Annotated in this window: 14 protein-coding genes; 3 read left to right on the top strand and 11 right to left on the bottom strand. The window is 43.8% G+C overall.

Annotation, left to right across the window (positions count from 1 at the left end):
• Positions 1-62 precede the first annotated feature (62 nt).
• From FTV18_RS08455 to FTV18_RS08425, 7 genes are all read right to left on the bottom strand, one after another.
• Positions 63-488, bottom strand: coding sequence for a thioesterase family protein (locus FTV18_RS08455; RefSeq protein ID WP_004781650.1), 426 nt, complete (start codon positions 486-488; stop codon positions 63-65).
• A gap of 7 nt (positions 489-495) precedes the next feature.
• The gene (locus FTV18_RS08450; RefSeq protein WP_180017498.1) at positions 496-1,689 is read right to left on the bottom strand and encodes a heme biosynthesis protein HemY; all 1,194 of its coding nucleotides are present in this window, start codon (positions 1,687-1,689) and stop codon (positions 496-498) included.
• Positions 1,690-1,695: 6 nt separating this feature from the next.
• Positions 1,696-2,535, bottom strand: coding sequence for a hypothetical protein (locus tag FTV18_RS08445; protein WP_180017499.1), 840 nt, complete (start codon positions 2,533-2,535; stop codon positions 1,696-1,698).
• Positions 2,536-2,542: 7 nt separating this feature from the next.
• A complete protein-coding gene (locus tag FTV18_RS08440) occupies positions 2,543-3,310 on the bottom strand; it encodes a uroporphyrinogen-III synthase (RefSeq protein ID WP_180017501.1) in 768 nt (255 codons plus the stop codon).
• Positions 3,310-4,233 (bottom strand): hydroxymethylbilane synthase, encoded by a 924-nt coding sequence (hemC, locus tag FTV18_RS08435; RefSeq protein ID WP_159123732.1) that lies wholly within the window; start codon positions 4,231-4,233, stop codon positions 3,310-3,312. The genes FTV18_RS08440 and hemC overlap by 1 nt, the downstream gene beginning before the upstream one ends.
• Before the next feature lie 114 nt (positions 4,234-4,347).
• Complete coding sequence (locus tag FTV18_RS08430; RefSeq protein WP_005232557.1) at positions 4,348-5,088, bottom strand: LytTR family DNA-binding domain-containing protein; 741 nt, start codon at positions 5,086-5,088, stop codon at positions 4,348-4,350.
• 69 nt (positions 5,089-5,157) lie between these two features.
• Positions 5,158-6,312, bottom strand: coding sequence for a sensor histidine kinase (locus FTV18_RS08425; protein ID WP_180017504.1), 1,155 nt, complete (start codon positions 6,310-6,312; stop codon positions 5,158-5,160).
• Here FTV18_RS08425 and argH point away from each other — a divergent pair.
• Positions 6,303-7,733, top strand: a complete 1,431-nt coding sequence (argH, locus tag FTV18_RS08420) for an argininosuccinate lyase (protein ID WP_051065353.1) — start codon at positions 6,303-6,305, stop codon at positions 7,731-7,733. The two genes, FTV18_RS08425 and argH, sit on opposite strands and share 10 nt — an antisense overlap.
• A 29-nt stretch (positions 7,734-7,762) precedes the next feature.
• The gene (locus FTV18_RS08415) at positions 7,763-8,038 is read left to right on the top strand and encodes an oxidative damage protection protein (protein ID WP_004781637.1); all 276 of its coding nucleotides are present in this window, start codon (positions 7,763-7,765) and stop codon (positions 8,036-8,038) included.
• 946 nt (positions 8,039-8,984) lie between these two features.
• On the opposite strand, the gene pgsA is transcribed toward FTV18_RS08415, so the two are convergent.
• From pgsA to uvrC, 3 genes are all read right to left on the bottom strand, one after another.
• Positions 8,985-9,572: a CDP-diacylglycerol--glycerol-3-phosphate 3-phosphatidyltransferase gene (gene pgsA, locus FTV18_RS08410; protein ID WP_004781631.1), complete on the bottom strand. Its 588-nt coding sequence runs from the start codon at positions 9,570-9,572 to the stop codon at positions 8,985-8,987.
• A gap of 107 nt (positions 9,573-9,679) precedes the next feature.
• A complete protein-coding gene (locus tag FTV18_RS08405) occupies positions 9,680-10,474 on the bottom strand; it encodes a thioesterase family protein (RefSeq protein WP_180017506.1) in 795 nt (264 codons plus the stop codon).
• Positions 10,475-10,592: 118 nt separating this feature from the next.
• Entirely contained in the window at positions 10,593-12,392 is a 1,800-nt protein-coding gene (uvrC, locus tag FTV18_RS08400; RefSeq protein WP_180017508.1) for an excinuclease ABC subunit UvrC, read from the bottom strand.
• 224 nt (positions 12,393-12,616) lie between these two features.
• Here uvrC and FTV18_RS08395 point away from each other — a divergent pair, with 224 nt between their 5' ends.
• Positions 12,617-13,681, top strand: coding sequence for an AAA family ATPase (locus FTV18_RS08395; RefSeq protein WP_180017510.1), 1,065 nt, complete (start codon positions 12,617-12,619; stop codon positions 13,679-13,681).
• On the opposite strand, the gene FTV18_RS08390 is transcribed toward FTV18_RS08395, so the two are convergent.
• Complete coding sequence (locus tag FTV18_RS08390; RefSeq protein WP_180017539.1) at positions 13,678-14,094, bottom strand: PH domain-containing protein; 417 nt, start codon at positions 14,092-14,094, stop codon at positions 13,678-13,680. The two genes, FTV18_RS08395 and FTV18_RS08390, sit on opposite strands and share 4 nt — an antisense overlap.
• Positions 14,095-14,179 lie beyond the last annotated feature (85 nt).

Raw genomic sequence — 14,179 nt, 5'->3', positions numbered from 1 at the left:
TAACAATAAACTTAAGGGCCATTACAAAATTAATCATTAAATTAGAGATAAAAACTCTAATATTAAATTTCATGTTGTACAGTTAATTCTAGCGATTTTATTTTTTCTCGAATATGTTCAGGTATTTCAGTTTTCTGCATATTTTTATTTAAACATACAATTACTGCTTCGGAAGTAGCTACGATACTTTGCTGCTGTTCACTCCATAATAAATAATGCATTCTGACTGCACTATTCCGAATTTCATCAATTCGTGCCGCCACTTTTAATTGATCTGGATAAACCACAGGTTTTAAATAACGGCATTGATTTGAAGCCACTACTGTTAAAATATCTTCATCAAAAATATTTAATTTACCCAAATAAGCCAAACGGGCACTTTCTATATAACGATAATACATGGCATTATTAACATGCCCAAACGCATCCATGTCTCCCCATGCAACAGTTTGCGAATAAATCACCGGATATTGTTGTAATTCTGACATTATTTCCTCAAATTCTGATTTCAATAAAATTAACATTCGATTCAAATACGGCATTTAACTGCTGTATTAAATCCTCTCTTCCCTGCAATACAGATTTAATTCTCAAATAGCTCATGCGGATGTCATCTGGATAGAGATCCAGCAATTGCTGAGCTTCTTCTACCCGGCCAGTCGCCTGTAGAATATGCCATTTGGCAAAACTTAATATTGGCAGTGCAGTATATTTTGCATCCCAAACTGAGATCTGTTGCTCAATATCTGCATAACCTGGAAACTGCTTTAATAACTGCTGCTGGAACCATAAATAAAATACATCCTGATTAAATTGGAGTTCCAGTAAATGTTTAGCAAGGCTTTCATGCTCAACGCTCATTTCCGGCATTCTAAATAATAGCTTCAACCATAATAGCTTGACTTCATAGTCACGATTAAATATGTCCTGTTTTAAATCCAGAAAACGTTGTTTTAAATATTCCAAATCATCTTCAGTAGCTTGATCATAAGCTATTAATAATTGCTGCAGCCATATTTTTTTTACTTCTTGGTCTAAATGCCCATATTTGGTTGAACGTAAATATAACCAGGGAAACTGTAAGGCAAATTGCCCCCATAAAGCATTTAAACGCTGCTCATAAGCGGTTTTGACTCGTCTTAACCAGGGAGATAACTCATGTTGATTTAAAAATTCTAGGTGAGTTAATGCCTGCTGACCATCCTGCTGCGATAAATAGATTTCAATCCGCTGTAATTCTGCCAGTTCAAATGCCATAGGATTGGACTGATTTAAACTACTCAATGCTTCGCTATATTGTTGCTGTCCCCAGGATAATCGAGCATCAATAATATACTTGAGCAATCCCGACTGATTAAAAGACTGCTGGATAAAATCCCGTTGATCTTGTGCAGCATTTAATAACCAAACCACAGCTAACTGCTCATAAGGATGCAAGCGGGCAAAGCTGAATACCGTTTCATGTTTACGCCGTTTAAAGCTGAGATAACGCTTGGTCGCATACCACAGCATATGCATCAGGAAGCTGATTGCGATGAGTAGGCCCACCAGGAACCAGAAAGTGGTCTGGATTTGTAGTCCGCGCCAATACAGATAGACATAGCCCGCACCATAACCATAGCTCAGTACGCTCAAGATCGCTAAGCCCAGCAAACCAACCAGTAAATAAGCAAGTAAAATCTGTTTCATAAGCAATTAACCGATCAGGGTACGCGTATTGAGCTGAGGAGTAGGCGTTTGAGGTGCTGCCTTAATTTGCTCCAGTCGTTGAATCCATTGTTTGCTTTGCGCATCCGGAAGTTGAGCCAATACCTCGATCACACTTTTCAGGGCTTGCTGGAAAGCTACCTGCTGTCCTTGTTGCGCACTATTTTCTGCAATCAGTAAACGCAGCTGAGCTTCTTTTAAGACCAGATTACGCTGCATTAAGACTGCACTCGGTTTCTCGACTGATTCAATCTGAATCCAGCGCTGCCAAAATGAGCTTTGGGCTGTAGCGCGATTCTGATGCTGCATCTGGATTTCCTTTTCCATCTCAATATCAATCTGTTGCAGTAATTCTTTTAATTTATTCTGTTGTACTAAACGATTGTTGATGAACTGCTTAAGGACTTCCCGATCCTTGTCAATCGCCTGATTCAGGCTACCCAGAAGAGCAGGTGCCAGTTCTAGATGTTCAAGCTGATTGGATAATTGATTCAACTTTTCCATCGCCATTGCATATTGTTGCTGCTGCAAGGCAAACTCAACCAGATCCAGATATTGCTCGACCAAAGGCAGATCATCCTGCAAATCAGCCCTAGGAGTATCCTGAACTGTCCCCTTGTTCGGTGTTTCAGGGCTTAACGCTTGGCCCGTAGCAACTTGACGTTTTAAGGCCACCATCTGATCATTCAGATTGGCATTCTGCTGTTGCAGTTGCTTCAAATTCTGGGTCAATTCAGTCTGTGCTGAATTTAAGCCAAACAGGTCATAGCTCAGCTTGGCAATCCACGCCAAGCTCAAGATGAAAAAAACAATAAATAATTTTTTCATGCGTTTCCTAGTACATCAGTAGCTGCTGCAAAATCGTCGATCCGCTTAAGTCCTCTAACTGAGCGAATTGAAAACCAGCCTGATGTTGCTGTTGATATTCCCCAAGCATGGCAGCCAAACGCGGCCCCAAAACCAAATACAATGCCCGATTAATGAGATGCGGATACGGCTGCATCAAGGCTAGCCAGTTAAGCCAGCTCGCTTCACTGCTGACCAAGACTGCATAACGGGGATTAGCTTCAAGGCTCGTCAAATGTTTAGCTAATATCTCGGAAGTCACTGGCGGACACTGACGATCATATAAAATGAAATTCAATATATGAATTTGCTGATCCTTTAAATGCTGCATCATAAATTGACGCCCACCTTCACCTCGCCAAAAGGCGACAGTTGATCCGGTAGCTAATTGCTGTAGCACAGGCAATTGCAGCATCCCTTCCGAAGTCTCCACATCAGGCACATAACTCTGGATACCGTAGCTTGCTAAAGCCCGCTCGGTAGCTTTACCCACAGCGACCCACTGGACACTTCCAAGATCATGCAATGATAGGCCTGCCTGCTGCAAATATTGCATGCCAATTTGGGCAGCGGTCGGACTCACTACGACAATCAGTTTTGCTTGGGGTAGCTGCCTAAATAAACTGGCCAGCTCATCCGTATAAGGCTGCTGTACCAGTTCTAGCAAGGGCAACTCTATCACCGGAATCTGCGCTGTCTGTAGGGCTTGCGTTAAATTTGCAGCACGATCACTCGGACGGGTATTAATGAACAACATTATTTTGAATAAAGGGCTTTCAGTAACTCGCCTGCGCCCTGATCTAGCAGATCTTTAGCCAGCTGCACGCCCAATTGTTCTGCATCTGCCATGGTTCCACTTTGCTGTGCGCGTAGCAAAGTTGCGCCATCTACGCTACCGACCCGGCCTTCAATCGAAATGACACCTTCATTTAAAGTGGCATAGCCTGCGATTGGCACCTGACAGCCACCTTCCAGATAGGCATTAAAGGCACGTTCGGCACGGACACAGGCATCAGTTTCTACATGTAACAGAGGCTGGATTAAATCTAATACCGCTTGATCTCCACTCCGGCATTCCAGGCCCAGTGCACCCTGTCCTACTGCGGGTAAACTTACTTCAGGCACAATACTATGACGAATACGATCTGCAAGGCCCAAGCGTTTTAAACCGGCACTGGCCAGGATGATTGCATCATACTGACCTGCATCCAGTTTGGATAAGCGTGTACCCACATTACCGCGTAAATCGATAATCTCAAGGTCCGGACGCTGTTTTAAAATCTGGGTTTTACGGCGCAAGCTGGAAGTTCCAACTTTGGCACCTTGAGGCAATTCGTCAAAACTGGCATAAGTATTTGAGACAAAAGCATCCAGTGGATCTTCACGTTCACAGATGACTGCCAAAGATAAGCCTTCAGGCAAAGCCATTGGCACATCTTTCATTGAATGGACTGCCAGATCAGCACGACCATCTAGTAAGGCTGCTTCTAATTCTTTTACAAATAAGCCCTTACCGCCAATTTTAGCCAATGGCGTATCAAGAATTTTATCACCCTGTGTAACAAAAGTGACTAACTCGACCTGAAGTCCAGCATGCAGGTCCTGTAAGCGTGCACGGATATGTTCCGCCTGCCAGAGCGCAAGTGGACTTTGTCGAGTAGCAATTTTTAGGGTCTTCATAAATTTCAATAAACAGTCAATGAGAACAATAGTCTAAACTTAACCTGCTCACTTGAAAATGCAAGCGAATTTATACAAGTTTCAATACTGGTCCAGACGAACTCATTGATCCGTTTAGAGTTTCTGAATCCGTTCCCGCAAGAATGGCAAATGACGCCGACTGACCGCCAGACGCTCTTCCAGTTCACGACAACGCACCTGATACTGGCCGGAACTCACCACTTCCAAGCCTTCCAGATAGTGAACCGAAACCAGTGCATTACGGTGAATCCTGATGAACTGATGTCCAAACTCCTGTTCCAACTCCTTCAGGGTTTCATCAATCAGGACACTGCCGTTTTTATGGCGTACGGTCACATATTTTTGATCCGCCAGAAAATAATAGATATTTTCAACTGGCACCAATTCGACCCCGCGATAGGTCTTTGCCGCAATTTGATGGCGGCTGATATTGATTTCTTCCATATTTTCTTTTTGTTTTAGTTGGCTCATTTGAGCTTGGGTAAGTTTAATTAGATGCTCTAAAACCTGTGCCAATTCCTGTTGCATCACCGGTTTAAGCAGGTAGCCGTCTGCATTAGACTTGAATGCATCCAGCGCGTGTTGGTCATAGGCCGTACAAAAGACAATAGCCGGCATCGGGTCGAGCTGACGCAAATGCTGCGCACAGGTCAAACCATCCATTTCAGGCATTTGAATATCTAATAAGATGACATCAGGTTCATGCTGGTGAGCCAGATCAATTGCTTGACGACCATGCGTAGCTGTTGCAACCACATCATGCCCCAGTTGAGAGACTAAACGTGATAGTCGCTCGACAGCCAAAGGCTCATCGTCACAAATCAGGACGTCCATTTCTCCTCCTTAATCCAGTCAACATTATTCATTTGATTATAAGTTAACTGTGATTTCCTTGATTTCTTTTTATTTATAGCGATATTGCACAACCGTGGTAAACACCCCTCCACCGGCGAAAGTTTGAAACGTCATCGTAGGTCCGTAATAAGCTTCCAGACGCTGTCTGACATTTTCAATTGCAATACCATGTCCCTTTTTTAATGTTTTATTATCCTGCGTATAGGGGTTTGTTATGATGATATTAATTTGATTTTGCAAGATTTCAATCAATATGCTTATGGTACTCTTTGTCAAAATTTTTTCAACTCCATGGAAAATACTATTTTCCACTAGGGGTTGTAAAGTCAATAATGGAATTTGGACTTGTGAGTATAAGTCTTTGTTTTCTAATTTCCATTCGACCTGTAAACGCTCTCCCAGACGAATCTGTTCAATCTCCAGATAGCGCTGGCAGAGTTCAATTTCTTCCTGCAACTTGACCAGTTTCAATTCCTGAAAACTGGCCCGAAATAAACGGGACAAATTCAGCAACATTTGTTCGGCTTTGTCCGGGTCAATACTGATCAGGCTAATCACGCTATTGAGACTATTAAACAGAAAATGCGGATGAATCCTGGCCTGCATGGCCTGAATCCGTGCATTTAATTCACTGTGCTGCTGCTGCGCCCATTGTTCACGCAAATACAGATAGCGAAAACAGAACATGCCTAACAGGATACCAAAACTCAGATGTAGGCCGACCTGATCCAGTGCGACTGCCAGACTCAGTCCCTGAAAATTCAAATTGCTGCCAAAATAAGTCAGCACATTCAGACTGGTCGTAGTCACCAAAACAACCGCCTGTAATAGCAAAAATCCGCAGATTAATGCCAGCTTAATCCCCATACGTTGAAAGTGCTGATGAAAAAGCTCGACTAGCGCTGCAAAACATAACAGTATCCAGTTGATATACAGCATATATTGAAGCAGATCTGCCAGATTGAGTGCCTGCCAGGACTGTGCTTTTGCCAAGGCTAAGACCATGGCCAGCACATTGCCGCCAATAAACATTTCCAGCAAATAGTGCAGCTTGCCGATCTGGCTAAAAAAATAAGAGCTTTGCACTGATCCGGTCGGAGATGTAAAAGATTGATCGACTTGGACTTCGGCAACGGGCTTTGAATTTGTTATACTCTTTTTCGTTCTACTGCTTTTAATCTGATTGAGCCGACATGACCACATCTTCTAATTCCTCAAATCCATCACAAGCCCAGACTTCGGGTATGTGGGGCGGTCGTTTCTCTGAAGCGACTGATGCTTTTGTTGCTGAATTTACAGCATCTGTTCAATTTGACCAACGTTTTTATAAACAAGACATTGCAGGCTCGATTGCACATGCAACCATGCTGGCAAAAGTTGGCGTACTGACCGAACAGGAACGTGATGACATTATCGAAGGTCTGACTGCCATTAAAGCAGATATTGAAGCAGGTAACTTCGAATGGCGCATTGACCTTGAAGATGTGCATATGAACATTGAGTCGCGCCTGACTCAGCGTATCGGCATCACCGGTAAAAAATTGCATACGGGCCGTAGCCGTAATGACCAGGTTGCCACAGATATCCGTCTGTATGTCCGTGATGAAATTGATGCCATCCTGGAATTACTGAAAAAATTGCAAAAAGGCATCCTGGGTCTGGCAGCTAAAAACACCAATACCATCATGCCAGGTTTTACCCATCTGCAAACTGCACAGCCAGTGACTTTTGGTCATCACTTAATGGCTTGGTTTGAAATGCTGGTACGTGACTCTGAGCGTCTGATTGATTGCCGTAAACGTGTTAACCGTATGCCACTCGGTTCTGCTGCTCTGGCAGGTACGACTTACCCGATTGACCGTGCTTATACCGCTGAGCTTCTAGGTTTTGAAGCTGTTGCTGAAAACTCACTTGATGCTGTTTCTGACCGTGATTTCGGTATTGAATTCAATGCTGCGGCATCTTTAATTATGATGCACCTGTCACGTATGTCTGAAGAAATGATCCTATGGACATCGGCTCAGTTCAAGTTCGTAAATATTCCAGACCGTTTCTGTACTGGTTCTTCGATCATGCCACAGAAGAAAAACCCGGATGTACCTGAACTGATCCGTGGTAAAACTGGCCGTGTATATGGTGATCTGATGAGCTTGTTGACCCTAATGAAAGGTCAACCGCTTGCTTACAACAAAGATAACCAGGAAGACAAAGAACCATTATTTGATGCGATCGATACCGTCCGTGGTTCATTAATGGCATTTGCGGATATGATTCCTGCGCTTGTACCAAACATCGAAATTATGCGTGAAGCAGCACTTCGTGGCTTCTCAACGGCCACTGACCTGGCAGATTATCTGGTAAAAAATGGCGTAGCATTCCGTGATGCACACGAAATTGTGGGTAAAGCGGTAGCTCTGGGTGTACAGGAAGGTAAAGACCTGTCTGAACTGACACTTGAGCAACTGCAACAGTTCTCTGATCTGATTCAGGCAGATGTATTCGAAAAAGCCCTGACCTTAGAAGCATCTGTGAATGCACGTAATCACATCGGTGGTACTGCACCTGCACAGGTTGAAGCTGCGATCGAACGTGCGCATGCTCGCCTAGAGAAACTTTACGCTTAATTGCTTTCGCTTTAAATTGGAGTATTGATATGTCTCGACAAGTTTTTTGCCGTAAGTATCAACAAGAAATGGAAGGTTTAGACTTTGCACCATTCCCGGGTGCAAAGGGTCAGGAACTGTTTGATACGATATCTAAACAGGCTTGGCAAGAATGGCTGAAACACCAGACCACGCTGATCAATGAAAAGCGTTTAAACGTGTTTGAACCGGATGCGAAAAAGTTCCTTGAAGAGCAACGCGAGAAGTTCTTTAACAATGATGAATCATTGGAAAAAGCTGAAGGTCTAAAGCCTGAAGAAAAATAAGGCGCTGCCTTATTTTTCTTCAAGACAAGCACCGAAGGTGCGCGTAGGTCAACATTTGAAAAGCTCCATAAACGGGGCTTTTCTTATATCAAAAGCACTGCTCCGCCACGCCGCAAGACAAGCAGCTATGCTGCGCGTAGGCTTTAAAAAGAATCTCCGTTATGGGAGATTCTTTTTTATGTACTGCTCTAAAAATTACTCAAGACAAGCGAAGCGCATAATTTTACTTGTCAAAAAGGAAATCTATGAAAGATTCCCCTTTTAGTTTAAAGCCCTACTCTTTTTGTTTTTTACACAAGACAAGCAGCTATAAGTTCATAGAATAAAAAAACTCCTTACATGGAATTTTTTTTATTTAAGCTCAAGCTTTTCTCTTACGTAAATTAAGCGAAAGGTATCACTTCGAATGCTATAAAAAAGTAACCTATAAAAAGAATTCCCTTTTTAATTTGAAAATTACTTCTTCATCAGATCATGAGTTAAATACCTGACAAGAGACTCCTCGGATATTCTTTTTCTATAGATACTCTATTTCTCTTAAAAGCACTCTAAAAACTATTTTAACTTTCATGAAATCGAAAATTATTGACCTAAAAAACAGGCTCAAAACCTGTCATTTTCCTACCGTGTTTTTTAAATTTAAGCAGCCATTATCTTACTGAAAAGCAATCAGATTTGTATCAAAATAATCAATTGTAAATTCTGTATACATTGCTCTCACAAAACACAACATTCAGCTACAAGAAACCACATGATTTTGTGGAAGGTGCTCCCTATAATGACCTGCAAGAAGATGAGATATCTTTGAATAACTATAATAATAACTGAGAAATACCCCCGATTTCATCCCAGTTCTTCCCCCAAAGGCTGGGTATTTTTTTGCCTGCTATTTTTATATTTCCTATTTCAGCTATAAAAAAAAGCCCCTTTAAGGAGCTTTTATTGATTAAGGCTGTTTCAGATATGGCCAGGCTGCTTTTAGATAAATAAACATTGACCATAAGGTCAGTACCACAGCTGTATATAGCAAAGCATAAGCCAGCATTTCTAGCGGTGGCCAGTTCAGCAGGAAAACCGTAATTGCGATCATCTGGAACGCGGTTTTGTATTTACCCACTGTCGACACCGCCACACTGGTACGCGCACCGAGTTCAGCCATCCATTCACGTAAAGCTGAAACTGTAATTTCCCGTGAAATAATCACAATCGCTGCAAAAGCCATCGAGATCGAAGGTTGCCATTGCACTAAGACAATAAGCGCAGCAGCGACCATCAACTTGTCTGCAACTGGATCCAAAAAACGACCAAAAGCAGACGTCTGATTCAGAGTACGCGCCAGATAACCATCAAACCAGTCAGTGACTGCAGCCACTACAAAAATTGTCGTTAAGATAATATGCCGCGTCACATCAGGACTGGTTTCATTAAATCCCATTGCCGGTGGCCAATATGCGACCAATAAAAAAACCGGAATCAGGATAATACGAGCCAAGGTCAAGATATTTGGAATATTCAGGATACGACCTGTAGTCATAGACACCGCCAATTGTTCCCCTCATGTACGATGAAAATGCACACTTTTTTCGAGGTTTAATCCATCATTAATACGCTTCACTTTATACGAATTGACTTGAAGTGTCACTAGGCAAACACCGTCACTGTCTGTCTGGCCATCGCAATCAGCCGATTTTCTACATCCCACAGATAGGCATGTTCTGTTGAATAACCGTCAGCCGCATGGTCGGTAATCACTTTATACTTAAACCAATCATGTAGCTGATGCTGCACTGGATGCACATAGGTTACAGTCCAGGTCAGGCTGCTCGCTGGGGCCAGTGTTTGAAACATCGGTAACACCCCAGGTGGCCAGATGTCAAAAATGGCAATCAGGTCAGCTAACTGAAATTCACGGTCAGAATGTTGATCTGGATGGAAGCGGCACCAGCCTTCAAAATCAGGACGTACACTTGAACTGCACGGCAGATTCAAATCCGCCCATCTGAGTTCAAAATGATCAAAACACTTTGGAAGCTTGAACTGTGCAGGAATCTGGAACAGGGTTTCAGGAGGAGCATAATCCGGAGCCTGGATTTCCTGATGTACCTGAATGCTAGAATCGCGCGCTACGCCGAAACTGGCAATCAGAATGCTCTGAACAGCCTCATCCTGCCATAGACGCACTTCGATGGTAGTGACCGATTTGCCTTCACGCAGAATTTCCGCAGTTAGGCGTGCTTTGCCTTCCTGTACCGGGCCAACAAAAGTCACACTGGTACTCAGCAAACGTTTAGTAGGATCATTGATTATTACCACGGCTTTTTGCATCATGACTGCAGCTGCAAGTCCACCGTAGATGGTTCTTCCTTGTCCCCAGCCTGGCGGCATTTCAATCCATTCTTGCTGCGCAATTTGTGCGTACAGTGTTTGCAAAGACATATCGATCCTTCAACTTTGTCTGATGAACCGATATATTGCTGGAAAAATCTATGAATAGAAATGACCTTTGACTCGAAGGTCAATGTGCATTTTTGCACTTGTAATTGATATAAAACGATTACTCATGCAGAACTTTATAAATCATCCGGGCCATGACCGAACCCAGACCCGGTACCAGTTGCAGATCTTTTTCTGAAGCTTTAAGCACACCCTGAATCCCACCAAAATGGGTCAATAAATCACGACGGCGCTTCGGCCCTAATCCTGGGATCACTTCCAATACGGATGAACCCCGTTTTTTATCGCGTTTGGCCCGATGGCGGGTAATGGCAAAACGGTGAGCTTCATCACGTACCTGCTGGATCAGATGCAGGGCCTTATGATCTTCTGGAAGCTGGATCTTGCTGCCATCGGTAAAATGCAGGGTTTCCAGACCCGGCTTACGCCCTTCGCCTTTAGACACACCGACCATAAAGGCATCCAGCCCAAGTTCCTGCATGACTTCCATCGCCATATGCAATTGCCCTTTACCACCGTCAATCAGCAGCAAATCTGGCAGCATGGCTTTTTTATAACGACGGGTTAAGGCCTGACGCATCGCGGCATAGTCATCACCCGCCTGAATATCATTGATAGAAAACTGGCGATAATCGCGTTTGCGCGCGCCTCCACTATCAAAGACTACGCAAGAAGCAACCGTATCTTCACCCATGGTATGCGAGATATCGAAACACTCAATCCGATCTACCGGCCGTCCTACGACCTCCTCTAACTGATGGAAACGTTCATTCAGCTCAAAGTGATTGGCCAGCTTGCCCTGAATGGCATGTTGCACATTCATCTGTGCAAGTTCCAGCCATTCGGCACGGGTTTCCCGAACTTTGGATTTGATCTGAATTTTCTTGTCAAAATGTTGAGAAAGTGCGGCTTCCAGCTCCTTCCGATCTGGCATTTCAATATTTACGATCAGTTCAGAAGGAATTTCATCGGCAACCTGGAAGTAGAAGTTGGCAATAAAATCCGAGAGCATTTGTCCCAGATCGTCACTCAGCATATCCGGAAAATAGCCTTTACCGCCGAGCATCTTGCCATTACGCACATGCATGATCTGCACACAAGTTACTCCTGCCTGGTAGGCAATCGCCAGAATATCTGCCTCACCTTTGACTTTATAAATCGCCTGCTGGGCCTGTACATCACGCAGTAATGCCATCCGGTCACGATAAAATACCGCCTTTTCAAATTCCAGATTTTCTGCGGCTGCTTCCATCTTGGCAATCAGTTCCTGATTCAACTCTTTGGTATCGCCTTGCAGGAAGCGAATCGAATTATTGACATCTTCCTGATAATCCTCAGGTGCAATCAGGCCGACACAAGGGCCGGAACAGCGCTTGATCTGATATTGCAAACAAGGTCGAGTACGATTGGCAAAGAAACCATTCTCACAAGAACGTACATTGAATAATTTTTGCAGAATAACCAAAGTATCGCGGGCATTGTAAGCACTCGGATAAGGTCCAAAGAACTTGCCGACCTGATGTTTGCCCTTGCCACGACCGCTGGCAATCCGCGGATAGGGCTTGTCTGCAGAGACAAAAATATAGACATAGGATTTGTCATCACGCAGCATGATGTTATACGGTGGACGATGCAGCTTGATCAGGTTTTGCTCTAGCAATAAAGCTTCAGTTTCTGAACGCACCACCAAGGTCTGAATGTCATAAATCCGTGCCACCAAAGCTTGAGTCTTGGGATGATCAAGGGTTTTGACAAAATAACTAGATACCCGATTTTTCAGGTTCTTGGCTTTTCCCACATATAAGAGTTCGCCATCTTTGCCATACATCCGGTAGACCCCGGGTAAGGTGGTCATATTGGCCAAGATTTTTTCAATATGAGGGCGTGCGTTCTCGTTCACCTAAAACCTATTTTTCACCTGCAATATGCAGATATATGTGATGTTTAATGTGTCATTTTCAAGCGATGACACAAAATTCACCCGAACTGTCATCGAAAGTGAAACAGGTTATGCCCAGACCGCCGTATTTATAAGCAACCCAATATGGTCTGATTGCTAAAAGCTATAAGTCGCCTGAACTAACTTTGCTATGCTCGACAGGTTCAATCTCGAGATGATCCAAGATGACAAGTTCCCAATCCGGTATTCATGTTGTGCAACCTGCCACTTCTAGCCATAGCCAGTCTGAGCGTGACCGTTTAATTGGGAAACCGCGTTTTCATTTTGAACCTCTGGCTGTGATGCAGTTGCTACGGGAACGGATCATCGGTCAGGATGCCGCCTTAAATGAAATTGAAAAAATGCTACATGTGGTCAAGGCTGACTTTTCCAGTCCTGAACGTCCGCTTTCGGTTACCTTAATGCTTGGCCCGACCGGTGTCGGCAAAACCGAGACCGTGCGTCTGATTGCCGAAGCAATTTATGGCCGTCCTGATGCTTTCTGCCGGATTGATATGAATACTTTGGCGCAGGAACATTATGCAGCTGCCCTGACTGGCGCGCCTCCGGGTTATGTGGGCTCTAAAGAAGGCCATAGCCTGTTTGATGAAACCGCTATTGCCGGAAGCCATACCCGTCCCGGCATCATGCTGTTTGATGAACTGGAAAAAGCCAGTACTGAAGTGATTCGTGGTCTGATGAATGTACTGGATACTGGTCGACTGACGTTGACTGCTGGTACCAAAACCATCGATTTTCGTAATTGCATGATTTTTATGACCAGTAATGTCGGTGCACAAGCCGCGCAACAATATCTGGAAAAGCTCAGCTATCTGCCGCAAAAAATGCAGCAACTATGTCTGAAAAAAGTACCGACCCAGCAGATTATTGAAAAAGTCATGCAGCGCAAGTTCGATCCTGAATTTTTAAACCGGATTGACCGTATCTTGCACTATCAGGCTGTCCAAAATGATGCCCTGCCACGACTGGTTGAGATTGAGCTGGATAAATTAAATCAACGTCTGCAACATCAGAAACGACAGATTCACCTCACTGATGCAGCCAAGGCCCATTTTTATCAGGGTCATGACATCCGTTATGGCGCCCGTCATCTGGGCCGAAAAATACGGACTGAACTGGAACCCATCTTAGCGATTTATTTCCTGAACCATCCAGAACAACTGCAACTCCATCTGGACTGCATTAATGGTCAATTGCTAGTTCAGCCTCAAGCCTCCGATTCCAATTAAACTGTTTGATGTGCTTGAATCGCCTGAATCAATGCATCCGGGTCTTTAGGTGAAATCAGGACATACTTTTGTTGATCTGCCAGCATATAGCTAACTTTTAAACGCTTGAAAGACAAAGCAGGTGCAATTTCTGAGTGATCTGTAGGCTGGATATTCTGAATCGAACCAAGCGGAATTTGCCAGGTCAGCCACAAGCTTTTGATAATCAACTGCCCATCCTGCACGATATAACGGGTACTCCAAACCGGCCACCAGACCAAGAGGATTGTGAGTATATAGACTGCGGTATGCACCGGATATTGAGCCATCGTCCCTTTGGCCTGCATGGTCAGTAATAATTGCAATAACAAACCGCTCATACAGATCAAAAATACCAGCAGCCACCAGTCTTTTTTGGAACGAAATACACGCATCATCTTCCCCCTATTTTGTTTTATCTTACACAAAATCAGAATGATGTGGTGAATCTCTGCAAGTAATAAAAAACGCCCATGTGGG

The organism is Acinetobacter sp. YH12241 (assembly GCF_013417535.1).
In the GTDB taxonomy this organism is placed as follows: domain Bacteria; phylum Pseudomonadota; class Gammaproteobacteria; order Pseudomonadales; family Moraxellaceae; genus Acinetobacter.
This window is presented reverse-complemented; position numbering and strand designations above follow the sequence as displayed.